Below are 24167 nucleotides of genomic sequence, written 5' to 3'. Positions count from 1 at the left end.
ATGCATGGAGTTGTGGACGTGAAGGAACACGCCGCCAAGTCCTCCGAAGCGCCGAGCGGCCCGCTGCTGGAGGTGCGCGACCTCACCGTCGAGTTCGCGACCCGCCGCGGCATCGTCACGGCGGTGAGCAAGGTGGACCTGACCCTCGGCAAGGGCGAAACGCTGGGCATCGTGGGGGAATCGGGCTCCGGCAAGTCCGTCACCTCCTACACGGTGATGCGCATCCTCGACCGGGCCGGCCGCATCGCGGAAGGCTCCATCACCTTCTCCGGCATCGACGTCGCCCATGCGCCCGAGAGCGAGATGCGCGACCTGCGCGGTCGCGAGATGTCGATGATCTTCCAGAACCCGCGGGCCGCGCTGAACCCCATCCGCACGGTGGGCGCGCAGATCGGCGACGTGCTGCTCCAGCATGTGCAGGCCGATCCGCGCAACGTGAAGCACAAGGTCATCGACATCCTCAAGCAGGTGCGCATCGCCCGGCCGGAGGACCGCTACCACGCCTATCCGTTCGAACTGTCCGGCGGCATGTGCCAGCGCATCGTCATCGCGCTAGCGTTGGCTTGCCGGCCGCAACTGATGATCGCGGATGAGCCCACCACCGGCCTCGACGTGACCACCCAGAAGGCGGTGATGGACCTCGTGACGGAGCTGACGCGCGAGCGCGGCATGTCCACCATCCTCATCACCCACGACCTCGGTCTCGCCGCCACCTATTGCGACACGGTGATGGTGATGGAGAAGGGCAAGGTGGTGGAGACCGCGCCGGCCGAGCGCATCTTCCGCGATCCCCAGCACCCCTACACCCGCAAGCTCATGCGCGCGACGCCCCGGCCGGGCATCACGCTGAAGGACCTGTTGCCGGAAGGCGAGGGCGCGCCCACCGCGGCTGCGGCGCGCTCACCCGTAGCCGACGCCGGTGCGCCGCTTCTCACCGTCGAGAACCTGGTGCGCGAATATCCCCGCCAGGGCGCGCCCTCGGCCTTCCTCGCCAAGCTCAAGGGCAAGCCCCTGACGCCGGAGGAGACCATCTTCCGCGCCGTGGACGGTATCTCCTTCGAGGTGAAGCGCGGCGAAAGCGTCGGCCTCGTGGGCGAGAGCGGCTGCGGCAAGTCCACCACCTCCACCATGGTGATGCGCCTCATCGATCCGACGGCGGGGAAGATCACCTTCGCCGGCGAGGACATCGGCGCGATCCCGGCCAAGGACTTCGCTCACCATCCCATGCGCAAGCGCATCCAGATGGTGTTCCAGGATCCGACCGAGAGCCTCAATCCCCGCTACACGGCCGCCCGCGCCATTGCCGATCCGCTGCTGCGCATGGGCGGCTATTCGGGCGGCGCGAAGCTCGATGCCCGCGTGGCTGAGCTTGCCGAGATGGTGGGCCTGCCGCAGAATCTGCTGGAGCGTTTCCCCCACCAGCTGTCAGGCGGCCAGAAGGCCCGCATCGGCATCGCCCGCGCCATCGCGCTCGATCCTGATCTCGTCATCCTGGACGAGCCGACGGCGGCGCTGGACGTGTCGGTGCAGGCCGTGGTCCTGAACCTGCTGGAAGAGCTGAAGCAGCGGCTCGGGATGAGCTATCTGTTCGTCTCCCACGACCTCCATGTGGTCGGCCTGCTGTGCGACCGGGTGATCGTGATGCGGCAAGGGCGGATCGTGGAGGAGGGGACCGCGCGGGAGGTGCTGGAAGCACCCAAGGACGCCTATACCCGCGAACTCATCGCCGCCATTCCCCATCCCCCGGTCTGAGGCGCCCAATGGCCAACGAAACCACCCTGCCGCGGGTCGAGGACGCCGCCCTCGCCCAGCTTCTCGATGGGGCGCTCTCCGCCCATGGCATCACCGCGCGTCCGGAATGGCGCACGGAGGCGCTGTCCTATCTGCGCAGCATCGCCGATGCGGCGACTCTGGTCCGGAGCCTCGACCTCGGCGATGCCGAGGAACCGGCCCCCGTGTATCGTCCGTGAGGTGGTCATGAACGCGCCTGTCCCCGTTCCCGACGCCACCCGCCTCGCCAGCGCGACCGCCGCCGAGATCGCTGCCGCCGTTGCGTCCGGCACCGTCTCCGCCCGCGCGATCATTGAGGCGACGCTGGCCCGCATCGCGGCCCTTGATCCGGCGATCAACGCCTTCACCGACCTCACCGCCGAGCGTGCCCGCGCCCATGCGGATCGGATCGACGCCGCCCGCGCCGCCGGCGAACCGCTGGGGCCGCTCGCGGGCGTGCCGTTCGCGGTGAAGAACCTGTTCGATATTGCGGGCCTGCCCACCCGCGCCGGCTCGAAGATCAATCGGGAGCGTCAACCGTCCGCGCAGGACGCCTTTCTGGTGGAGCGGCTGGAGACGGCGGGCGCCATCCTCGTCGGCGGTCTGAACATGGGCGAATACGCCTATGACTTCACCGGCGAGAACGTCCATGACGGCGCCTCGCGCAATCCGCACGATCTGACCCGCATGTCCGGCGGCTCCTCCGGCGGCACCGGAGCGGCGGTGGCTGCGGCCATGGTGCCCCTTGCGCTGGGCTCCGACACCAACGGCTCCATCCGCGTGCCGTCCTCCCTGTGCGGCACGTTCGGGCTGAAGCCCACCTATGGCCGGCTGGGGCGGGGCGGCAGCTTTCCCTTTGTGACGGCGCTGGACCACCTCGGGCCGCTCGCCCGCTCCGTCGCCGACCTCGCGCTCTCCTATGACGCCATGCAGGGCGAGGACGCCCGCGATCCCGGCCAGACGCCACGCCCCGTCGAGCCCGTCGCCGGGCTGATCGGGGAGGGGATCGACGGGCTGCGCATCGCCATCGCCGGGGGTTGGTTCCGCGCCAAGGCGCAACCGGAAGCGTTCGCCGCCGTGGATGCAGTCGCCGCCGCGCTCGGCGCACGCGATCTGGTGGACATTCCCGATGCCGCCCGCGCCCGCGCCTCCGCCTACATCATCACCGCCGCTGAGGGCGCGAGCCTCCACGCCCGGCGCCTCGCCGTGCGGGCTGAGGATTTCGACCCCGCCGTACGCGATCGGCTGCTGGCCGGCCTCGCCATTCCCGCCTCGTGGGTCGATGCCGCCCAGCGCTTCCGGCGGCACTTCCGGGGCGAAATGCTGAAGCTGTTCGAGACACACGATGTGCTGCTCGCCCCCGCTACGCCCTCCCGGGCGCCGAAGCTGGGGCAGAAGACCTTCGTGCTCGATGGCGAGGAGATGCTGGTGCGGCCGAATCTCGGCCTGTTCACCCAGCCCATCTCCTTCATCGGCCTGCCCGTGGTGGCCGTGCCGGTGCGGGTTGATGTGGGCGATGCGCCGGACCTGCCCATCGGTGTACAGGTGATTGCCCCGCCGTGGCGGGAGGACATGGCATTGCGCGTGGCTGCGGAGCTGGAGCGGCTGGGCGTCGCCGCAGCCCCTGCCGCGACCCTTTGAAGGAGGACGTGTTGGAGATCGACATTCCCGAGGTGAAGGCCGAGGTGGAAGCCGCGTTCGCGCTCTATGAGGCCGCGCTTGTGGGCAACGACGTGGAGACGCTGGAGGCCCTTTTTCGGGACGATCCGCGCACCATCCGCTTTGGCGGCGGCGAGAGCCTCTACGGCATGGACGCCATCCGCGCCTTCCGCCGCGCCCGCTCGCCGGTGGGCCTCGCGCGCAACCTGGCGCAGACGGTCATCACCACCTACGGCCGCGATTTCGCCGTGGCATCCACGCTGTTCTACCGCGACAACGCGCCGGGCAAGGTTGGGCGCCAGCAGCAGACCTGGGTGCGGCAGCCGGACGGCTGGCGTGTGGTGGCCGCCCACGTCTCCATGATCGACGAGCCGACGGCGTGAACCGCCACCGGCTTACGACGTTTCACGGATTTCGCCTGAGGCGGGAATCCCGGTAAAATCTTGCACATGACCCTGTTCGCGCCACCCATCCTGAAGACGTCGGCCCCGACCCCGCGGGTCCGCAAGCGCCGCGCCGTCGGGCGCCCGGTGACGCGCACCGAGGAACTGCGCCTGCAGATCGCCGACGATATCGTGCGTGGGCGCCTCGCTCCCGGCACGGCGCTGGAAGAGGTCGATATCGCAAAGCGTTACGGCGTTTCCCGCACCCCGGTGCGGGAAGCGTTGCGCGACCTCGCCGCCTCCGGCCTCGTGGAGGCGCGGCCCCATCGCAGCGCGCTCGTCGCCCAGCCGTCCCTGGAGCGGCTGCGCGGCATGTTCGACGTGATGGCGGAACTGGAAGCCCTGTGCGCCGGCCTGTGCGCGGTGAACATGACGCCGGCGGAGCGGGCGGGGCTGGAAACCATCCATGCCGAGCTTGCGGACCTCACCCGCCGGGGCGACGAAAGCAGCTATACGGTGCTCAACGAGCGTTTCCATACAACGCTCTATGCCGGCAGCCACAACGACTACCTGACCGAGCTGACGCTCGCCACCCGCGCCCGGCTGCAGCCGTTCCGCCGCGCGCAGTTTCGCACCCTCGGCCGCCTTGCCCGTTCCTACGAGGAACACGACCGGGTGGTGACGGCCATCCTGCGCGGCGACAAGGCGGAGGCGGCACAGGCCATGCGCTCGCACATCCTCACGGTCGAGGACGCCTACGAGCGCTACGCCGAGACGGTGTGACAGGCCGCGCGGCCTACTCCGCCGCGTCCACTTCGGTGAGGTTGTCTAGGCCCTGCACGATGTGCTGGGCGAGTGCATCGGCCAGCGGGGACGGCTCGTGGCGATTGCGCAAAAGCCCGATATCGCAAGGGGGTAGGGGAGGGTACCCCTCCGCCGCGCCGAGCACGCGCATCCCCGTCCGCAGCGCCGATTCCGGCAGCACCGACACCGCGAGGCCCGAGAGAACAGCCGCGACCACCGCGCCGCAATTGGGGCTGGTGTAGAGGATGCGGTGTCCGCGCCCGGCGCCGGCCAGCCGCGACACGGCGATCTCCCGCCACTGGCAGGTGGGCCGCCCCAGAGCCAGCGGCACCGGGGTTTCCAGATGCGCCGCATGGCGGGCGGAGGAGACCCACAGCAGGCGTTCCCGGCGGATCACATGGGCGTTGCGGGAGGTGATTTCGGTGGCGGTGATGATGGCGAGATCGATGGTGCCGGAGGCGATGTACTGCACCAGTTCGGCGGTCGGCTCGCAGATCACCGTGAGCTCGACGGACGGATGCGTGCGCGAAAATCGCGCCATGATATCAGGTAGATAGCGGTCGGCGTAATCGTCCGGCACGCCGAGGCATACGCGCCCCGAAAGCTCGGCGTCGGCGAAGCTGGAGACGGCCTCCATGTTCAGCTTCACGATGCGCCGGGCGTAGTCCAGGAGGCGTTCGCCGTCTTCGGTGAGGCGGGAGGCGCGGCCGTCGCGGACGAAGACGGGGCGGCCGACCCGCTCTTCCAGCCGCTTCATCTGCATGGAGACCGCCGACTGGGTCTTGTGGACCACCTCCGCCGCCTTGGTGAAACTGCCGGTTTCGGCAATGGCCACAAAGGTTTTCAGCTGGTCGGGGTCGAGCATGGCCGTCATCGTCGCGCTCCTGTGGGGCAGCCCTGCGCCAGCCGCATGGGCCGGCCGCCCCGTCGCCGCATTCATCACGCAAAACGATACGAGAGATGAAAAACATTCGCTAGCGTGATTTGTGCGCAGCATCCAGAAAGGTCCTGCCGATTGGATGCGGCGCGAAATCGGGTGGTTTCACCGGGGTGTCAGTGGGCTTATCGGGCCCGTTCGGCACATGCCGGGTGTGTTCAGACCATCACGGCCCCGGAAAGGAGGGTCGGCGGAGCGCATCCAGGCAACGGAGATGATGATGACGTACCATGGTGAAACCCGCAGGACCGCCTTCGCCCCCGCTGGCGAACTGGTCGCCGCTTTGTGCCTCTCGGCCGTCGGCGTGGCCGCCAAGGGCCTGCGCGCGGTGGAGACCATCGGCCGCGTCATGGAGCGACGGCAGGTGATGGCCGAGATCGCCCATCTCGATGACCATATGCTCCGCGACATCGGGGTGACGCGGGCGGACGTGCGCGATGCCGTATCGGCGCCGCTGTTCGAGGATCCGACCCAGCTTCTGGTGGTCCGCGCCAAGGAGCGCCGGGCTGCGGCGCGGCTCGCCGCCTGGCGCGGCTACCCGGCCGACTGATCCCACACGAATTCGGCGGAAGCGCCCCTCGACTCCGCCGCGCCTCGACCCGCGCCGTCCGCAACCGGCGCGGGTCGATTTTTTTGGCGAAAGCTGCTGACCCGAGCCCCTTACTTGCCGTTGCCGCCCGAAGACTTGTCGCTCTCGGCGCGGCCGAGGCGGGGGCGGTCCGGCGGCAGGGTTTCGGCCTCCTGCACATTCTGCGTGGCGGTATTCATGCCCTGGGTGGCGGCGGCCATGGAGGCGGCGGCCGTACGCATGATGTCGAGCCAGAAGTCCGGCACGGTATAGCCCTGCCGGCTGGTATCCGCCGCGCCGGGCTGGGCGGGCGGCGGGAAGGGCGGCGGAAAGCCCTGGGCGAACATCTGCGCGAAGAAGTTCTGGAACGGCACAAGCGGCGCCGGCGGAGGCTCCGGCGGCTTCTCGCGGGTAGGCGGCACGCCGGCCTGCATCATGGTCTTGGACATGGCGTTCACCACGTCCTGCCATGCGTTGGCCGGATTGCGCTGGGGCGCGGGAGCCGGGGCGGCGCGCTGGAACATCATCTGGGCATAGGCATCTGCCCACGGATTGCCGGTGCTGTAGGACCGGCCGCCCTGCTCGGTGGCGGTGCTGGTGAAGGCGAGGAACGCGTCGATCCAGGGATTGCCCGAGGAGATGGGCGCGATCTTGTGCTCGGTCTGGCCCGGCATGCGGCTCAGCATGGCGGCCAGCATCTGCTGCAGCGCGCCGGAGGCGGCGAGCGACTTTGCGAGCCCGCCCACCACCAGGGTGGCATAGCTCGGCATCACCTGCTTCACCATGGCCATGCCGAGGCCGGTGGTGGAGGCGACGTGGGCGGCCACGGCGCGGCTGACTTCCGACGATCCGAAAACGGTATCGAGCGCCTCGGAGCCGGCGCGGGTCAGCTCGGCCGGGGCGGCCGGCTGGGAATAGAAGGCGCCGTAGGGGCCGCTGGTCATCAGCGCCATCAGGGCGGCGAGAGATTCTGGAGACTGGGAGGCCTGCTTGAACGCCTCGGCGAAGGCGGGCATCACCGCCTCGGCTACCTGCTGGGCCTGCTGCGCGGAAAGGCCGTACATGCGGCCGATATTCTCCATCGCGTGCCCGCCCTGGGCCGCGCGCAGCATCTCCACGAACTGATCCATACACGAACTCCGTCAGACCGCGGGCGTGCAACGGGCGGAGGCGTCCCGCCCCGGCTTCTGCCCGAAATCTTGGCAGGAAGCTTACGCCATCGTCCTGCCGAAATCACGAAATGGTTCTGTAGCGTCAGGTGAATTGAACAGAGGGGCGGGGAGGGGCCGGATACCGCTCCGGGCCGCGGCGGCAGGCGGCTCTCACCTGTGGGAGAAGCGCGTTCCCCGGACAAGCGACGGCTTTAGCCGGAGCGGTGATCCGGGGGCCAGCGCAAGGCTCCCGCGCAGAGGGGCAATGCTTTGGAGCGCTGAGGTTCGGAAGTGCCTTCGGCGGTCTTTTGCGCTGGGCTCCGGCTCGCATTCCGCATGCGCTTCATGCATCCGGGGCGGGAGGTGGCTAGCCGCACCCGCCGCCTGCGCTTGGAGCCCAAGGGCGTCCCCCTTGCTCGAACAGCGGTTCCCTCTGCTCGCGGTCGTCATGCCCGGGCTTGTCCCGGGCATCCACGTCGGGCCGCAGGTGCGATGTCTGGTGGGGTGTTCCCGGCCGAACCACGTGGATGGCCGGGACAAGCCCGGCCATGACGTTTGGTGCGGGAGACCCCCACCGGTCATGCCGCCACTCACATCGTCGCCGGCCTAGCTTGGAGCCCCGACGCCTCTTTCCCCGGACAAGCGGCGGGCCTCCGGCCCCATCACCCCGAGAATTCTGTCTCGTGGGTGAGGATGTCCTGCGCCTCGGGATTGAGGGGGCGGGCGCGGCGTTCGGGTTCGGTGAGGGGCTCAGGCTCCACCTTCGGCCGGGAGAAGGCATCGCCGCCGGCGAACAGGCCGTCCTGCATCTGCCGCTCCAGCCGCGCGCGGTCGCGTTCGCGCACGTCGGCGATGCGGGCTTCGGCGGCGCTCTCGCTCACGCCCAGCGCCTCGAGGGTGCGGGCGCCGAAGGAGAGGGCCGATTCGAGGGTCTCGCGCAGCTCGAAATCGACCCCGAGCCGCACCAGCTCCATGGAATGCACGCGATCGAAGCTGCGCACGAACAGGCGCGGGCCGGGAATGGAGGCGCGCACGATCTCCACGATGCGGTTGGCGTCTTCCTTGTTGTCCACGCAGATGCAGATCACTTCCATCGTCTCCGCGCCAGCGGCGCGAAGAACGTCGAGTCTGGTGCCGTCGCCATAATAGATGTGCACGCCGAACCGGCCGGCGCTCTGGATCATCTCCACGTCCTTGTCGATGATCGTCACGCTCACGTCCTGCGCCAGAAGGCACTGGGAGACGATCTGCCCGAACCGGCCGAAGCCGATGACCAGCACCGAGCCGTCGGCATCAGTGAAATCGTCCGCGGGCGGCTCCGGGGCCGGCGGGGTGAAGCGCGGCAGGTAGCGCGAGACGCCGGCGAAGAGGAGGGGGCCGAGCACCATGGTGAGCGCGGCGAGGGCGATGAGCAGGTCGGTCTGCTCGGTGCGCAGGATGCCGTTGGCGAGGCCGAGCGGGAACAGCACGAAGGCGAATTCGCCCGCCGCCATCAGCGCGACGGAGGCCCGCAGGGAATCGCCAGGGGCGATGTTGTCGGCCCGGAACACCAGATAGACCACCACCGACTTGATGACCGCCACCGCCAGCGCGCCCACCACCAGGCGCGGGATGTGGTGGAGGATCACGTCGATGTTCAGCGTCATGCCGATGCTCATGAAGAAGATGGCGAGCAGCAGGCCGCGGAAGGCGTCCACATTGGCTTCGAGTTCGTGCCGGAAGGTGCTCTCGGACAGGAGCAGGCCGGCGAGGAAGGCGCCCATGGCGGCCGACATGCCCGCGATTTCCATGAGGCCGGCAGCGCCCAGCACCACCATCAGCGCCGCCGCCGTCATCGCCTCACGGGCTCCGGAGCGGGCCAGCACCCGGAACAGGGGATTGAGCAGGTAGCGGCCGGCGACCACGATGACCGCGATGGCGCCCACCGCCATGCCGGCCTGGATCAGCGTGCCCTTGGGATCGTGGATCTCGCTCTCGCCGCCGGGGGCGAGCAGCGGCACCAGCGCCAGCAGGGGCACCACCGCGATGTCCTGGAACAGCAGGATGGAGAAGGTGCGCTGGCCGTAGGGGCTGGCGAGGTCGCCGCGCTCGCCCACCAGCTGGAGCGCGATGGCCGTGCCCGAGACCGAGAGCGCGAGGCCGCTGACCACCGCTGCGGCGACGCCGAAGCCGAGGCCGAAATAAGCGAGGAGCGCGAAGGCGAGGGAGGTGAGTACCAGCTGCGCCGTGCCCAGCCCGAAGATGTAATGCCCCATGGAGAGGAGGTGGGACGGCTTCAGCTCCAGCCCGACGAGGAACAGGAGCATGACCACGCCCAGCTCGGCCACGGTATGCACGACGGAGGGGTCGGCCACATTGAACCCGATGGGGCCGATGGCGATGCCGACCAGCAGGTAACCGACGATGGGTGAGAAGCCGATGCGCTTGGCGACGAGGACCGCGATGACGGCGGCGCACATGAAGGCCAGTGCCCCGGCGAACAAGGCGTGTTCATCGACTGGCATGCGCGACGTCCTCCCCCGACCGTCCCGATCCCTGACGGATCAGAACGCCTTCCGCAAGGGTTGCTTCAAGCAACTTCGAAGCCACGCATCCCCGGTGGCCCCTGCTCGTCGCTCATGACGGGCGAGCGTGTCGAAACCATGCCGTCGACGCGGCGTGGTGGTGGCCGTCCGCCGAAGCATGACGACGGCCTGCGACCTTACTTAAGGGCATCAAATCCCGGGCCGAATCCGTTGAGGCTCAGCGGAACGCCGATGCCCTCTTCCGGCGTCTGGAAGATGATGAAGGTGGCGAGCTTGCCGGTCTTGAGGCGGCCGACGAGGGTTTCGTCCATCACCACCTCGGCGACGCAGCCATTGGGCAGGCAGCGCACGAATCCGGCGCGGCCGATGTCCTGGTCGTCGATCTTGAGGCCGAGGCCGGCGGGCAGCAGCACGCCGAGCGGCGCCAGCACGCGCAGGAGGCGGCTCTTCTGGTCCGACGTCTTCAGCACGATCACGGTGAGGCCGACATTGGGCCGGTCCTCCGCCTGCACCGACTGGAGCAGCACGCACTGCTCGCTCTGCGCGCCGGGCGGCGTATCGCAGCGAATCTGCCATTCGCCGAACACCGACTTCACCACGCCCTGCGCCGCCGCCGGGGCCGCCGCCGAGAGCAGTGCGGCCACGAAGGCGCCGACGAACAGCACGAGCGCGCGCCCCCCGGCGCGGCGGGTCGCGGGTCCGGGCGTCTCGGCGCGATCGGTCTCAATGGCGGAAAAAGGTCGGAACGACAGGACCATCGCAAGCTCCGGCAGTGTCCGGCGGGGGAGGCCGGGCGATCCTGCCTTATCTGATTTCGTGAACCAATGCCTTAATGCCCAAGGCATCGCGTCAACAATGGGGCAGGACCGACTTTCCCCCGCCGGCAATCCGGCCGCGCACCCTTGCGTAAACCACGCACGGGGTGCGCGGTATTTTGTCTCTTGCGCCCCGTTTCGAACCCCGTGCGACTCGTTCGAGGGGGTGGGTGGGGCCGGCTAAAGTGGAGTTAGAACAATTGGTTACTAAAACGCCCGACGCGCCCGCCGTCGCCGGCCAAAGCGGGCTTGGACGTTTTGTCCAATTGGGCAAACCCCGGGCGATTGCAAGGCGCCCCCAATTGTGTTTGATGAATCTTAGGGAGAGTGCCTGCCCAAAAACAACGCAGTTGCATGCGGCTGCAAAGCGCGGTCTCGCACTCGAATAAGGGCCCCGTGACGCGCTGCTTCGGCGCCCCGGCGGCAGGGAAATTTCCGGCGGACATCCGCCGGCCAGGGAGATGGGTAGAAGATGATGTCGCTCATTCGCACCGCGGCCCGTCTGCGCGATGCTGCCCTCGCCGCCGGCGTGTTCGCCGCGGCGATGTTCGCGAGCGCGGGGGCGAACGCCCAGATGGGCCAGCCCGCCCCGTGGCAGATCAATCTGCAGGATGCCGCCACGCCGGTGATGGAGAACATCCACCACTTCAACGTGCTGCTCATCACCATCATTACCGCCATCGTGCTGTTCGTGCTGGTGCTGCTGGTGATCGTGGTCGTGCGCTTCAACGAGCGCGCCAATCCGGTGCCCTCCAAGACCAGCCACAACACGCTGATCGAGGTGGCCTGGACGGTGGTGCCGGTGCTGATCCTCGTGGCCATCGCCATCCCCTCGTTCCGGCTGCTGCACCTTGAGCTGAACATCCCCAAGCCCGACCTCACCGTGAAGGTCACCGGCCACCAGTGGTACTGGTCCTACGAGTATCCGGATAACGGCGGCTTCGGCTTCGACTCCTACCTCGTCGCCGAGAAGGACCTGAAGCCCGGCCAGCCCCGCCTCCTCGCGGTGGACAACGAGGTGGTGGTCCCGATCAACAAGAACATCCGCATCCAGGTGACGGCGGCGGACGTGATCCACTCCTTCGCGGTGCCCTCCTTCGGCGTGAAGATCGACGCCATGCCGGGCCGCCTGAACGAGAGCTGGTTCAAGATCACCCGCGAGGGCGTCTATTACGGTCAGTGCTCCGAGCTGTGCGGCCGCGACCACGCCTTCATGCCCATCGCCGTGCGCGCCGTGAGCGAGGCCGACTTCAACGCCTGGGTCGCCCAGGCCAAGGCCAAGTTCGCCTCCGCCAAGGACGCCGAGGGCAAGTTCGCCGATGCCGGCACCCTCGAGGGTGCCGCGACTGCGCGCTGATCTTAAGAGCCTGCTTCGCGCAGGCCCACGACGTTTCCCCGCGCGGCGGACGGCCGGGCGGTTTCCAGGGTAGATGCGGCGCGGCGGGACGGGGCCGGCGCCGGGAACACGAGGAAAGCGGGAATGGCCACCGAGGCAGTCACCCACAGCCATCACGACGATCACGACACCCACGATTCCCACATCCCCACGGGCTGGAAGCGCTGGGTCTTCTCGACCAACCACAAGGACATCGGCGTGATGTACCTGATCTTCGCCATCGTGGCGGGGATCGTGGGCGGCGCCCTCTCCATCGCCATCCGCATGGAGCTGCAGGAGCCGGGTCTCCAGATCTTCAAGGATCCGCAGACCTTCAACGTGTTCACCACCGGCCACGGCCTCATCATGATCTTCTTCATGGTGATGCCCGCGCTCATCGGCGGCTACGGCAACTACTTCGCCCCGCTGATGATCGGCGCGCCGGACACCGCGTTCCCGCGCATCAACAACATCGCCTTCTGGCTGCTGCCGCCCGCCTTCATTCTCGCGCTCTCCTCGCTGTTCGTGGAAGGCGCGCCGGGCACCAACGGCTTCGGCGGCGGCTGGACCATCTATCCCCCGCTCTCGTCCAAGCTCGGCCACCCCGGCCCGGCCATGGACCTGCTGATCTTCTCGCTGCACATCGCCGGCGCGTCCTCGCTGCTCGGCGCCATCAACCTCATCACCACCATCTTCAACATGCGCGCCCCGGGCATGACGCTGCACAAGATGCCGCTGTTTGCCTGGTCGCAGCTCATCACCGGCTTCCTGCTGCTGCTGTCGCTGCCCGTTCTGGCCGGCGCCATCACCATGCTGCTGACGGACCGCAACTTCGGCACCACCTTCTTCGATCCGGCCGGCGGCGGTGATCCGATCCTGTTCCAGCACCTGTTCTGGTTCTTCGGCCACCCCGAGGTGTACATCCTGATCCTGCCCGGCTTCGGGCTGATCTCCCACATCATCTCCACCTTCTCGCGCAAGCCCGTGTTCGGCTATCTCGGCATGGCCTACGCGATGGTCGCCATCGGCGTGGTGGGCTTCGTGGTGTGGGCGCACCACATGTACACGGTGGGCCTGTCCTCCGGCACGCAGTCCTACTTCGTCGCCGCGACTATGATCATCGCGGTGCCCACGGGCGTGAAAATCTTCTCGTGGATCGCCACCATGTGGGGCGGCTCCATCCAGTTCCGCACGCCCATGCTGTGGGCGATCGGCTTCATCTTCCTGTTCACCGTGGGTGGCGTCACCGGCGTCGTGCTCTCCAACGCGGGCATCGACCGTTCGCTGCACGACACCTATTACGTGGTGGCGCACTTCCACTACGTGCTGTCGCTCGGCGCCGTCTTCGCCATCTTCGCGGGCTGGTACTACTGGTTCCCGAAGATGTTCGGCTACATGATCCCCGAGTTCTGGGGCAAGCTGCACTTCTGGGTCACCTTCATCGGCGTGAACCTGGTGTTCTTCCCGCAGCACTTCCTCGGCCTCGCCGGCATGCCCCGCCGCTATGCGGACTATCCGGATGCGTTCGCCCACTGGAACTTCGTCTCGTCCATCGGTTCCTACATCTCGGGCATCGCCGTGCTGATCTTCCTCACGGGCACCACGCTCGCCTTCCTGCGCAAGGAAAAGGCGGCGGACAATCCGTGGGGCGAGGGCGCGACCACGCTGGAATGGACCCTGTCCTCCCCGCCGCCCTACCACCAGTTCGAGGTCCTGCCCCGCATCAAGTGAGGCAGTGACGAAGCTCCGGAGCCGCGGGAAACCGCGGCTCCCTTCGGCCCAGCGGGGTTTCCCCCGGGCCGGTCTCTCCGAAGCAAAGTCCCGTAAGCCAGTCTCGAACGTGTGTTCAGGGATGTGCGGAGTATCGAAATGAGTGATGAGCGTGCCAGCCTGACCGGACCCGACCCGTACGCCATGGCGTCGGGCGGCGTTGCGTCGGCCGGCGTCGCCGCCGGCGAGGGCCATGCCGCGCCGCGCGACTATTTCGAGCTCCTGAAGCCCCGCGTCATGTCGCTGGTGATCTTCACGGCGCTGGTCGGCCTCGTCCGCGCGCCGGGCGACGTGCATCCGGTCATCGCCTTCACCGCGCTCTTGTGCATCGCCGTCGGCGCGGGCGCCTCCGGCGCGCTCAACATGTGGTGGGACGCCGACATCGACGCCGTGATGGCCCGCACCCGTGGCCGTCCCGTGCCGTCCGGCCGCGTCACCGGCCAGGAAGCTCTGGCCTTCGGCCTCACCCTCTCCGCCTTTTCCGTCGTGGTGCTCGGCCTCCTGGTCAATGCGCTGTCCGGCGCGCTGCTCGCCTTCACTATCTTCTTCTATGTGGTGATCTACACCATGTGGCTGAAGCGCTCGACCTCGCAGAACATCGTCATCGGCGGCGCCGCCGGCGCCTTCCCGCCTTTGGTCGCCTGGGCCGCCGCGTCCGGCACGGTGTCGCTGGAGCCGGTGCTGCTGTTCGCCATCATCTTCTTCTGGACGCCGCCCCACTTCTGGGCGCTGGCGCTCTACCGGGCCGACGACTACGCCCGCGCCGGCGTGCCCATGCTGCCGGTGACGGCGGGGCCGGACGAGACCCGCCTCCAGATCCTCCTCTACACCCTGTTCCTCGTGCCGCTGGCCGCGAGCCCCGCTTTCCTCGGCTATGCCGGCCTCGCCTATGGCGCGGTCTCGGTGCTGGCCGGAGCCTGGATGATCGTCCTCGCTGTGCGCGTCTTCCGCGTCCGTGAGGGCGAGGCGGCGGTGAAGGCGGCCAAGGGCCTGTTCGGATTTTCCATCGTGTATCTGTTTGCATTGTTCGCGACGCTGCTCGGCGAGGCGGTCATCAGTGGCCTGCTGCGATGAGCGGTGAAAAGAAGCAGAAGCCGCGTCCTCCGCAGGAGGAGGGCGTGGTGCTGACACCGGAGCAGTTGAAGCGGCGGCGGGCGCGCAGCATCGCCATCGCCTCGGTGCTGGGGTTCCTGGCACTGCTGTTCTACGTGGTGACCATCGTGAAGCTCGGTCCCAACGTCCTCCACCGCCCGCTCTAGGGCAGGGGACGGAACGGGGCAGGCGGGATCAGGCAGGCAAGGGGTCCGGGGGGCATCCGGACGCGAGGACGAGGAATGGCCGAGGCGAACGAGCAGATTGCTGAGAGCGTACCCCGCGCCGCCCGTCACTGGGTGGTGGCGGCCGCGTGCGTCGGCTTCATCGCCGCCATGGTGGGCGTCACCTACGCCTCCGTGCCGCTCTACGCCATGTTCTGCTCGCTCACCGGCTTCGGCGGCGCAACCCGCGTGGGCGCGACGCCCACCGCCGCGCCGCTCGATCGCGAGATCACCATCCGCTTCGACGCCAACGTCTCGCCCGGCCTGCCGTGGGCCTTCGCGCCAGAGCAGCGCGAGATGACGGTGAAGATCGGCGCCACGAGCCTCGCGCACTACAGTGCCACCAATCGCTCCGCCGACGACACCCGCGCCAACGCCACCTACAACGTGTCGCCGCCCCAGGCCGGCGCCTATTTCGTGAAGCTGCAGTGCTTCTGCTTCGAGGAGCAGACGCTCGCCGGCCGCGAGAAGATGGACATGCCCGTGGTGTTCTACGTGGACCCGGCCATCGCCGACGATCCGGACCTGAAGACGCTGAAGGACATCACCCTGTCCTACACCTTCTTCCCGGCGAAGTCGGACAAGCCGCAGGTCCGCGCGGAGGCCGACGGGGTGCGCAAGCCGCTCTAGGGCGCAAGTCTAAGGGCGCGCAAGGATCACCGCCCCGCCGGGGCATCACATTCGGGCGGCATTGCCGCTCAGGACAGGAACAGGCTCCCCGGTCGCCAACCGGGCGGGCTGGACGAGACAGGGAAAAGGGGAGGCCGGTTCGCCATGGCCGACGTACATATCAAGAAGCACGATTACCACGTGGTGGACCCGAGCCCGTGGCCGATCATCGGCTCGGTCGCGGCGCTGATCCTCACCTCGGGCGCCGTGGTGTGGATGCACGGCGGCACCGCGCTCATCATGACGGTGGGCTTCCTCGGCGTGCTCTACACCATGTTCGGCTGGTGGCGGGACGTGATCCGCGAGAGCCGCGCCGGCTTCCATACCCGCGTGGTGGTGCTCGGCCTGCGCTATGGCGTGATCCTGTTCATCGCCTCCGAGGTGATGTTCTTCGTCGCCTGGTTCTGGGCCTTCTTCGATGCGTCGCTATTCGCCGGCGAGGCCATCAACTTCCAGCGCATGGAATTCACCGGCGGGATGTGGCCGCCCAAGGGCATCGAGAGCCTCGATCCCTGGCACCTGCCGCTGCTCAACACGCTGATCCTGCTGACCTCCGGCACGACCGTGACCTGGGCGCACCACGCGCTGGTGCATGGCGACCGCCAGGGCCTGAAGTGGGGCCTGTGGTGCACGGTGGTGCTCGGCGTCCTGTTCTCCATGTGCCAAGCGTACGAGTACTACCACGCGCACTTCCACTTCGCCGGCAACATCTATGGCGCGACCTTCTTCATGGCGACCGGCTTCCACGGCTTCCATGTGATCGTCGGCACCATCTTCCTCGCCGTGTGCCTGATGCGCACCTACATGGGCGACTTCACCCCCCAGAAGCATTTCGGCTTCGAGGCGGCCGCCTGGTACTGGCACTTCGTGGACGTGGTGTGGCTGTTCCTGTTCACCTTCATCTATGTGTGGGCGCAGGGCGGACACGCCTGAGCCGCGCGGGTCTCACCGCGCCAGAGACAAGCATCAGGCCGGCGCACCCACGCGCCGGCCTTCTCATTTCGGCACCGGAGGTGCGCCGTGTCGCTCGATCCCTATCACGCCCCGGTCTCCCCCTTCGCGGCGGGCCTCTCCTGCCGATGTCCGCGCTGCGGTCGCGGCCCGCTGTTCAAGGGCTTCCTGGACCTCGCGCCCAAGTGCACCTCCTGCGGCCTCGACTATGACTTCGCCGATGCCGGCGACGGGCCGGCGGTGTTCGTCATCCTGTTCGCGGGCTTCATCGTGGTCGCGCTCGCCTTCTGGGTGGAGGCGAAGTTCGAGCCGCCCATGTGGGTGCACGCGCTGCTATGGATCCCGGCCATCCTCGTCGTCACCCTCGGCCTGTTGCGACCGCTGAAGGCGCTGATGGTGGCGCTGCAGTATCGCAACAAGGCCTCCGAGGGCCGGCTGGACCATCACGGCCAGTGACCGGCAATACGCCTTCCGCCGCGCCGCGCGGGCGCGGCCTCGTCCTCTTCGTGCTGGCCTGCGCCGCGTTCGCGGTGCTGGTCGGCCTCGGGACATGGCAGCTCAATCGCCTCGCCTGGAAGGAGGCGCTGCTCGCCCGCGTGGAGGCGCGCGTCCACGCCGCCCCCGAGAACGTGCCGCCCCCCGCCCGCTGGTCCGCGCTGACCCGCGAGGAGGACGAATATCGCCGGGTGAAGGTACGCGGCACCTTCGATCACGCGAAAGAAGCCCTCGTCTACACCGTGCGCGGAGAGGATGCCGCCGGCCCGGTGAAGGGGCAGGGGTTCCTCGTGGTGACGCCGCTGATTCGGGCGGATGGCCCGCCCATCCTCGTCAATCGCGGCTTCGTCCCGTCCGACCGGCGCGATCCCGCGACGCGGGCGGAGGGTGAGGTCAAGGGTGAGGTGGAGGTGATCGGCCTGCTGCGCTTCCCCGAGGAGGCGAGCTGGTTCGTGCCGGCCAACGATCCGGCCCATGGCAGCTTCTACCGCATGGAGCCGGCCGAGATCGCCGCCGCCCGGGGCATTTTCGGCGCCGCGCCCTTCCTCATTGATGCCGATGCGACGCCGATGCCGGGCGGCCTGCCCATCGGCGGCGGCACCCGCATCGCCTTTCCCAACCGCCATCTGGAATATGCGCTCACCTGGTACGGCCTCGCCGCGTCGCTGGTGGGCGTGGGCATCGCGGTCTTCATCAGCCGGCGCCGCCGCGCCTCCTGACGCGCCTTCCTGAGGGGCCTACTAACGCGCATTCCTGGCCCGGCGCGCCGGGCGGGCGTTGCCGATCTGCAACGCGGGGCCGGGATCGTCGCGGCGGCCTTGACCCAACGCTTGGTTAACCCTCACCTTGCAGTAGCGGATTTGCCGGCTTTATTGCCGTGCACCAGCCGTGCGGTTTTGGCATTTCGTAAAGCCGCCCGGCCGCAGGATGGCCGCAGGTTCTGTCAGAGGTCACCCGATGGTCGTGTTCCCGAAGCTGCGTTCCCTCCTCCTCGCCACGGTGCTCGCCGGGGGGGCCTGCGGTGTCGCGCATGCGGCCGACCTGTTCACCCCGCCGCCGCCCACCCCGGTCCCGCCCTCGGCCAATGAGGACTGGTACCTCACCATCGGCGCGTCCGTCTCGGCGGACCCGAGCTATCCCGGCGCGGACAATTATTCCTTCCGGCCCGGTCTCATCTTCTCCGTCCGCAAGGCGAGCCAGCTCAACGTCTTCCGCAGCGTGGACGACAACCCGTCCCTGGCCCTGTTCGACACCGGCAATTTCCGCATCGGCGCGGTCGGGCGCATCGACTGGGGCCGTGATTCCGGCGATTCCTATCGCCTCACCGGCCTCGGCAACATCGATCCGGCGCTGGAAGCCGGCGCCTTCGCCGAGTGGTACATCACCGACTGGCTGCGCACCCGCGCGGAACTGCGCTACGGCGTGGGCGGCTTCGAAGGTATCCGTGGCCTGCTCGGCGCCGACGTGATCCTGCCCTACGGCCAGTGGCGCTTCGCCGTCGGCCCCCGCCTCACCTATGGCGGCTCGGGCTATATGAGCACCTATTTCGGCGTCACGCCGGTCCAGGCCGTCGTCGCCAATGCGTTCGGCAATCCGCTGCCGGTCTACAACGCCTCCGCCGGCTTCGACATGGTGGGCGCCATGGCGCAGCTCACCTACAATTTCCGCAACGGCTTCGAAACGGGCGTGTTCGGCGGTTATGGCCGCCTCCTCGGCGATGCGGCCTCCTCGCCGCTGACCACCGATGCCAACCAGTTCACCGCCGGCGTCTCGCTGAGCTACACCTTCAACATCGGCAAATCTTGGTGGTGAGAGATTTGGCGGTGAGGGTTCCGGGCTGAATTTCAGCCCGTGACGCGCCGTTCCAGCTTGGCCAGTGTCTGCTGGCCGAGTTCCACCGCGCCGAAGCCCTTGGCGGTCTGAAATTCGGCCGCCGTGCTGAACACCATGCCCAGCGTGACCTTGGTCGTCCCGTCCTGTTCGTCGAACGCCGCCCAGGCGTCGGCATGCTTCGGCCCGTTCTCGCCCCAGAGCAGGGAATAGGCGATCCGCTCCTGCGGCCGCACCTCCCGGTAGAGATGGTGGTTGGGGAAGACGGTGCCGTCCGGACCGATCATGTCGAACACCCATTCGCCGCCCTGCCGCAGATCGATGCGCGTGGTGCGGCAGGAGAAGCCCTCCGGCCCCCACCATAGCGGCAGCGACTGCGGGTTCATCCACGCCCCCCAGACCACGGCGCGCGGAGCCTTGATGACCCGCTCCAGAACCATGGTGCGCTCGGCCGCGTCGGCGAGATTGCCGAGCCCGGCCTCGAAACCCTGCCGGTATCCCGCCTCCATATCCCCGGCGAGCGAGGAGAGCTGGACGGTCACCACCAGCCGGCTGCGCGCGCCGTCGCCGGAGAAGTCCGCCGTCACCAGCGCCGCCGATTGGGTTTCGCCTGAGGTGGAGACCACCTCATAGTTCACGCTGCGCGCGGCGGGGGTGATCGCCAGCCAGCCGCATTCGCACCTGATGTCGGGCGCGCCCGCGACCTTGCAAAGCGAGACCTCGCGGCCGCCCACGCGTGTGTCTGCCTCCAGAAATTCCACCGTCACGGCGGGCGTGGGCGCGGCCCACACCGCCCGTGCGGCCGGGGCGGTCCAGGCCTGCCAGAGGGTCGCGAGCGGCGCGGCGACCTCGCGCGTGAAAGTCAGCGTGGCGAAGCGGCCGGGGGCGTCCTGCAGGGTCATTGGTTTCCTCCCTTCATCACGTTGGTCACGAAGGCGTCCAGCCGGTCGAGCCGGGCCTCCCAGAGCGCGCGCTGTTCGTCGAGCCAGGTGCGGGCGGGCTCCAGCGCCTCCGGGCGGATGGCGCAGGTGCGCACGCGCCCGTCCTTGGTCGTGGCGATCAGCCCGGCCTCCTCCAGCACGGACAGATGCCGCATGACGGTGGGCAGGCGCAGGCCGGTGGGGCCGGCGAGATCCGTCACCGCTGCCGGCCCCTCGGCGAGGCGCGTCAGGATCGACCGGCGGGTCGGATCGGCCAGGGCGTGGAAGAGCAGCGAAAGATCGGGATCATGCTTAGCCATGTGGCTAAGTATATGCGCGCGGATGATGCTTGCAAGGAAAACTTCGCAGGTTGGCTAAGTGTTGTTCCCCGAGCGGCGGCGGACGACCCTAATCGCCACCACCTCCGCCGCCACCGTCCCCGTCTCCCGAGCCGCCGCTGTCACCGGCATCGGGGCCGCCGCCGCTATGGCCCACATGGGGGGATTCGCCCCCCGCCTCGCCGGAATGGTGATGGGCGGAATATCCCGCCGCGATGATCAGCGCGCCGCCGGCCGCCGCCGCAGCGGCTGCCCGCTGCGCATTGGCGCTGTCCTGCTCGCTGCTGTTGGCTGTCGATGCGGACGGGGCAGGGGAGTCTTCGCGGCCGATCCCGTAATCGGCCGGCGGCCGCGCGCGGTTCGGCCCGGTGTCCGGCCGGGCAGCGTCGGGCTTCGTGCCGCCGCCGCCCGCCTTGCCACCGCCGCGCAGGCTGAGGAACAGCGCCAGCGGCGCGCCGATGATGAGGAGGGCGACGAGGATCTGCGTCGCGTCCATGGATCAGCGCTGCTCCCGCCGGGCGAGGAAGGCGAGGCGCTCGAACATGTGCACGTCCTGCTCGTTCTTGAGCAGCGCGCCGGCGAGCGGGGGAATGGCCTTGCGCACGTCCTTCTCGCGCAGGGTTTCCAGCTCGATGTCCTCGGCCATGAGCAGCTTCAGCCAGTCGATCAGCTCGGAGGTGGAGGGCTTCTTCTTCAGGCCGGGCACATCGCGCAGCTCGTAGAAGATGCGCAGGGCCTCGCCCACCAGGCGCTGCTTGATGCCGGGGAAGTGCACCTCGACGATGGCCCGCATGGTCTCGGGATCGGGGAAGCGGATGTAGTGGAAGAAGCAGCGGCGCAGGAAGGCGTCCGGCAGCTCCTTCTCATTGTTGGAGGTGATGATGACGAGGGGGCGCTGCGCCGCCTTCACCTGCTCGCCGGTCTCGTAGACATGGAACTCCATGCGGTCGAGTTCCTGCAGCAGATCGTTGGGAAACTCGATGTCCGCCTTGTCCACCTCGTCGATCAGCAGCACCGGCCGGACGGGGGAGGAGAAGGCCGTCCACAACTTTCCCTTGCGGATGTAGTTGGCGATATCGTGGACCTTGGGGTCGCCGAGCTGGCTGTCGCGCAGGCGGGCCACCGCGTCATACTCGTAGAGGCCCTGCTGCGCCTTGGTGGTGGATTTGACGTGCCACTCGATCAGCGGCGCTCCGAGGGCTTCTGCAACCTCCTGCGCTAGAACGGTTTTTCCCGTTCCGGGCTCGCCCTTGATGAGCAGGGGGCGTTCGAGGACGAGGGCCGCATTGACGGCGACCTTGAGGTCGTCGGTGGCCACATAGCTCTTCGTGCCCTCGAACCGCATGAGACTTGATCCCTTCCGCCGCCTGTCGCGCCGCAGCAAGGTCGGCACGTGGCGCCCATCCGTCAAGGGGCGGCGCCCACCGGGCAAGGATATGCCGGTTGTCGGAACCCGAAGGCGTCGATATAAGCGCGGCGACCATGGGGCGTCCTCCTGGCCGAAAGGTCGGCTCCGCCGGCCCGCACGGCCGGGGCGGCAGCTCCTAAGTTCCGTGACGGGGAGTTCGTCGTCGGTGCTTGGCTCCATGCAAGGCCGGATGGGCATGATCCGCCTTGCAGCGTCTCGCTTCGACGGCAGAGCGACGCATATCGAGGACCTTGCTGATGTCGATCCAAATCGACGAGGACTATCGGCCCCGTGAGGACGAGCCCTTCATGAATGACCGGCAGCGCGAATATTTTCGCCTCAAGCTGCTGCGTTGGAAGGACGACATCCTGAAGGAGGCCCGCGAGACCCTGCAGCACCTTCAGGACGAGAACCAGAATCACCCGGATCTGGCAGACCGGGCCTCGTCCGAAACCGACCGCTCCATCGAGCTGCGCGCCCGTGACCGCCAGCGCAAGCTGATCGCCAAGATCGACGCGGCGCTCCAGCGGATCGAGGACGGCTCCTACGGCTATTGCGAGGACACCGGCGAGCCCATCTCGCTGAAGCGCCTCGAGGCCCGGCCCATCGCCACCCTCTCGGTGGAGGCGCAGGAGCGCCACGAGCGGCGCGAGCGGGTCTATCGCGACGACTGAGCCGCTTTCTCCGGCGGTTTCTTCCGGCGCAACGATTTCAAATGTGAAGAAGGCCGGCGGAGCCATCGCCCCGCCGGCCTTCTTGCGTCTGGGCCCGGCCGGAGCCGGCGAAGGGTCAGCGGCTGCGCGCGTTGGTGCGGCCGAGCAGGTTCGCCATCTCGGCGTCGAAATCGTCCAGCGGGTCGCGCGACGCGTCGGGCTCGACGGCGGGCGCCTCACCGGCATGAGGAGCGCTCGGGGGCGCGGCCACCGGCGGGGCCGCATGGGACGGCGCCGGCGCATGGATCACCGGCGGGGCGACCTCCGGGGACGCCGGGGCCACGCTTGGGGAGGGCGCGCGCAGCAGCGGGCTCGTGGTCTCGGGCCGCAGGGGCGGCGCCTCGCGGCTCACATCGCGCAAGGCGAGGGGGTCGCGGCGCGCCTGCTCCGGTGCCGGCAGCGGGCGGTTCTCGCCGGCCGGGCGGAAGGCGAATTCGCGCGGGCGCATCGGCGCCTCGGTGCGGGGGGCTTCGGTGCGCGGGGGCGCATCGACGCGCGGCCGGGGCTCAATGGCGCGGGGCTCCACAGGACGCGTCTCCGCCGAGCGGTTGCGCGACTGGGAGAGGAACCGGGACAACGGGCCCTCGCTGCGCGGCGGCGGGGGGGGCTCGATCACCGGCTCGGGGCGGGGCACCGGGGCCGGCTCTGCGGGGGCCGCAGGCTCGTCACCGAGGAGATCGGAAAGGCTGATCTGCGGCGCGGCGGTGGCCGGCTGCGGGTGGACGAGGGCGGCATCGAGCCGGTGGGTGAGGTCCTCGAGTTCCGCCGCCACTTCGCTCACCGCGGGGGGCGCATCCTCGGGCTCGACCTTGGGGGGCTCGGCCTTCGCCACCTCGGGACGGGGCGCCTCCACCTTCACGGACTCGACCCGGGCGGCCTCGATCTTGGGCGCATCAATTTTGGGCGCGTCGACCTTGGGGGCATCGATGGTCGGCGTGCTGGCGGCGAACTCGGCCTTGAGGGCGTCGAGGCGGGCCTGATCGGGGCGCGGCGCCTCGGCCCGTACGGGCTCCTTTGCCGGGGCGGGCTCGGGAGTGGCGGCCGTGCGCGAGGCGGGGCGGCCGGAGAGGGTGCCATCGCCCCGCATCAGCGGACGGCGGGCCAAGGCGGAGCGGCGCTCCTCTCGGGTCTCGGTGGCGGGGGCGGCAGCGGCGTCCGACGGTGCGGGCTCGGGGGCCGGCAGGCCGGGGGCGGCGGTCTCGGCGGCCAGCACCGCCGGGGCAGGGGCGGCGGAAAGGGGGCGGCGCGGGGTGGGCCGCTGCAGGGTCGGGGCCTCGCGCGGCGGGGGCACGGCGGCGGGTGCGGTTTCCACTGCCTCGGTCGCGCCGATGTTCTGCTCGATGACGAGGTCGCTGTTGCCGCCGATCAGCAGCAGGTGTTCCACCTCGTCCCGGCGTACGAGGACGAGGCGGCGACGCTGGTCCACGGAGACGCTGTCGAGCACGGACAGGCGGGGGCCCGTACGGCCGCGGCGGTCGCCTCCGGCGGCGCGGCCGGCGAGGCGGCGCATCACCAGCACCGTCAAGCCCAGCAGCGCGGCGATCACGATGGCGGCGATGGCCACCCGAATCGGAAACGCGAGCTGGGTACCGAACAACTGCTGTAGCATCATGCCTCCGCTTTACTCGAACCGGGCGCGTCCCCAGGCCATGGCCCGTCGGCAGCCTCCCTCCGGCATCCATATCCGGAACGCGCGATGCCCTGTGGGCCCTCACGCCGTCAATATCACGAAATGCCTAGACGCCCGCTCGCGCCAATAGCCGCGCCGGT

General features: G+C 68.8%; 25 protein-coding genes. 16 read left to right on the top strand and 9 right to left on the bottom strand.

What is annotated here, in order from left to right; translation table 11 throughout:
- From D7006_RS14780 to D7006_RS14760, 5 genes are all read left to right on the top strand, one after another.
- Positions 1-1752, top strand: coding sequence for an ABC transporter ATP-binding protein (locus D7006_RS14780; protein ID WP_237353584.1), 1752 nt, complete (start codon positions 1-3; stop codon positions 1750-1752).
- Positions 1753-1760: 8 nt separating this feature from the next.
- Entirely contained in the window at positions 1761-1970 is a 210-nt protein-coding gene (locus tag D7006_RS14775; protein ID WP_169124278.1) for an AtzG-like protein, read from the top strand.
- Positions 1971-1977: 7 nt separating this feature from the next.
- Positions 1978-3411: an AtzE family amidohydrolase gene (locus tag D7006_RS14770; RefSeq protein WP_237353583.1), complete on the top strand. Its 1434-nt coding sequence runs from the start codon at positions 1978-1980 to the stop codon at positions 3409-3411.
- Between the two features lie 11 nt (positions 3412-3422).
- Entirely contained in the window at positions 3423-3812 is a 390-nt protein-coding gene (gene hpxZ, locus D7006_RS14765; protein WP_237356917.1) for an oxalurate catabolism protein HpxZ, read from the top strand.
- Between the two features lie 66 nt (positions 3813-3878).
- Positions 3879-4595, top strand: coding sequence for a GntR family transcriptional regulator (locus D7006_RS14760; RefSeq protein ID WP_237353582.1), 717 nt, complete (start codon positions 3879-3881; stop codon positions 4593-4595).
- Positions 4596-4608: 13 nt separating this feature from the next.
- Here the strand turns inward: D7006_RS14760 and D7006_RS14755 are convergent, their stop codons facing one another.
- A complete protein-coding gene (locus tag D7006_RS14755; protein WP_169124276.1) occupies positions 4609-5490 on the bottom strand; it encodes a LysR substrate-binding domain-containing protein in 882 nt (293 codons plus the stop codon).
- A gap of 277 nt (positions 5491-5767) precedes the next feature.
- Between D7006_RS14755 and D7006_RS14750 the strand changes: the two genes are divergently transcribed.
- On the top strand, positions 5768-6103 hold the full coding sequence (locus tag D7006_RS14750) for a DUF1127 domain-containing protein (RefSeq protein ID WP_229644833.1): 336 nt from the start codon (positions 5768-5770) through the stop codon (positions 6101-6103).
- 110 nt (positions 6104-6213) lie between these two features.
- Here D7006_RS14750 and D7006_RS14745 read toward each other — a convergent pair whose 3' ends face one another.
- The 3 genes from D7006_RS14745 to D7006_RS14735 form a co-directional block, all read right to left on the bottom strand.
- On the bottom strand, positions 6214-7251 hold the full coding sequence (locus D7006_RS14745; RefSeq protein ID WP_169124274.1) for a DUF937 domain-containing protein: 1038 nt from the start codon (positions 7249-7251) through the stop codon (positions 6214-6216).
- Positions 7252-7934: 683 nt separating this feature from the next.
- Positions 7935-9776, bottom strand: coding sequence for a monovalent cation:proton antiporter-2 (CPA2) family protein (locus D7006_RS14740; protein ID WP_237353581.1), 1842 nt, complete (start codon positions 9774-9776; stop codon positions 7935-7937).
- Positions 9777-9973: 197 nt separating this feature from the next.
- The gene (locus D7006_RS14735) at positions 9974-10555 is read right to left on the bottom strand and encodes an invasion associated locus B family protein (RefSeq protein WP_229644831.1); all 582 of its coding nucleotides are present in this window, start codon (positions 10553-10555) and stop codon (positions 9974-9976) included.
- Between the two features lie 601 nt (positions 10556-11156).
- On the opposite strand from D7006_RS14735, the gene coxB reads away from it, so the two are divergent.
- The 9 genes from coxB (at position 11157) to D7006_RS14690 (ending at position 19000) form a co-directional block, all read left to right on the top strand.
- Positions 11157-11969, top strand: coding sequence for a cytochrome c oxidase subunit II (coxB, locus tag D7006_RS14730; protein WP_229646995.1), 813 nt, complete (start codon positions 11157-11159; stop codon positions 11967-11969).
- Between the two features lie 123 nt (positions 11970-12092).
- Entirely contained in the window at positions 12093-13718 is a 1626-nt protein-coding gene (gene ctaD, locus D7006_RS14725) for a cytochrome c oxidase subunit I (RefSeq protein ID WP_237353579.1), read from the top strand.
- Between the two features lie 138 nt (positions 13719-13856).
- Positions 13857-14831, top strand: coding sequence for a heme o synthase (locus D7006_RS14720; protein WP_237353578.1), 975 nt, complete (start codon positions 13857-13859; stop codon positions 14829-14831).
- Complete coding sequence (locus D7006_RS14715; RefSeq protein ID WP_229644828.1) at positions 14828-15016, top strand: hypothetical protein; 189 nt, start codon at positions 14828-14830, stop codon at positions 15014-15016. The genes D7006_RS14720 and D7006_RS14715 overlap by 4 nt, the downstream gene beginning before the upstream one ends.
- 75 nt (positions 15017-15091) lie before the next feature.
- Positions 15092-15703, top strand: a complete 612-nt coding sequence (locus D7006_RS14710) for a cytochrome c oxidase assembly protein (RefSeq protein WP_237353577.1) — start codon at positions 15092-15094, stop codon at positions 15701-15703.
- A 144-nt stretch (positions 15704-15847) separates the two neighbouring features.
- Positions 15848-16675, top strand: coding sequence for a cytochrome c oxidase subunit 3 (locus tag D7006_RS14705; RefSeq protein ID WP_169124267.1), 828 nt, complete (start codon positions 15848-15850; stop codon positions 16673-16675).
- Between the two features lie 87 nt (positions 16676-16762).
- The gene (locus D7006_RS14700) at positions 16763-17149 is read left to right on the top strand and encodes a DUF983 domain-containing protein (protein ID WP_169124266.1); all 387 of its coding nucleotides are present in this window, start codon (positions 16763-16765) and stop codon (positions 17147-17149) included.
- Complete coding sequence (locus D7006_RS14695; RefSeq protein WP_237353576.1) at positions 17146-17907, top strand: SURF1 family protein; 762 nt, start codon at positions 17146-17148, stop codon at positions 17905-17907. The genes D7006_RS14700 and D7006_RS14695 overlap by 4 nt, the downstream gene beginning before the upstream one ends.
- Before the next feature lie 238 nt (positions 17908-18145).
- Positions 18146-19000 (top strand): MipA/OmpV family protein, encoded by an 855-nt coding sequence (locus tag D7006_RS14690; protein ID WP_237353575.1) that lies wholly within the window; start codon positions 18146-18148, stop codon positions 18998-19000.
- A 32-nt stretch (positions 19001-19032) separates the two neighbouring features.
- Here the strand turns inward: D7006_RS14690 and D7006_RS14685 are convergent, their stop codons facing one another.
- The 4 genes from D7006_RS14685 to D7006_RS14670 form a co-directional block, all read right to left on the bottom strand.
- Positions 19033-19920: an SRPBCC family protein gene (locus D7006_RS14685; protein ID WP_237353574.1), complete on the bottom strand. Its 888-nt coding sequence runs from the start codon at positions 19918-19920 to the stop codon at positions 19033-19035.
- A complete protein-coding gene (locus D7006_RS14680; protein WP_237353573.1) occupies positions 19917-20258 on the bottom strand; it encodes a helix-turn-helix transcriptional regulator in 342 nt (113 codons plus the stop codon). Before D7006_RS14680 ends, D7006_RS14685 begins: the two co-directional genes overlap by 4 nt.
- An 88-nt stretch (positions 20259-20346) precedes the next feature.
- Positions 20347-20772 carry a hypothetical protein gene (locus D7006_RS14675; RefSeq protein ID WP_237353572.1) on the bottom strand — a complete coding sequence of 142 codons (426 nt, stop codon included), beginning with the start codon at positions 20770-20772 and terminating at the stop codon, positions 20347-20349.
- Positions 20773-20775: 3 nt separating this feature from the next.
- A complete protein-coding gene (locus tag D7006_RS14670) occupies positions 20776-21621 on the bottom strand; it encodes a MoxR family ATPase (RefSeq protein WP_024278560.1) in 846 nt (281 codons plus the stop codon).
- A gap of 320 nt (positions 21622-21941) precedes the next feature.
- Here D7006_RS14670 and dksA point away from each other — a divergent pair, with 320 nt between their 5' ends.
- Positions 21942-22358: an RNA polymerase-binding protein DksA gene (gene dksA, locus D7006_RS14665; RefSeq protein WP_168458155.1), complete on the top strand. Its 417-nt coding sequence runs from the start codon at positions 21942-21944 to the stop codon at positions 22356-22358.
- Between the two features lie 115 nt (positions 22359-22473).
- Here dksA and D7006_RS14660 read toward each other — a convergent pair whose 3' ends face one another.
- Positions 22474-24009 carry a flagellar biosynthetic protein FliO gene (locus D7006_RS14660; protein ID WP_237353571.1) on the bottom strand — a complete coding sequence of 512 codons (1536 nt, stop codon included), beginning with the start codon at positions 24007-24009 and terminating at the stop codon, positions 22474-22476.
- Positions 24010-24167 lie beyond the last annotated feature (158 nt).

This window comes from Xanthobacter sp. YC-JY1 (genome assembly GCF_021730305.1).
GTDB classification, from domain to species: domain Bacteria; phylum Pseudomonadota; class Alphaproteobacteria; order Rhizobiales; family Xanthobacteraceae; genus Xanthobacter; species Xanthobacter flavus.
This window is presented reverse-complemented; position numbering and strand designations above follow the sequence as displayed.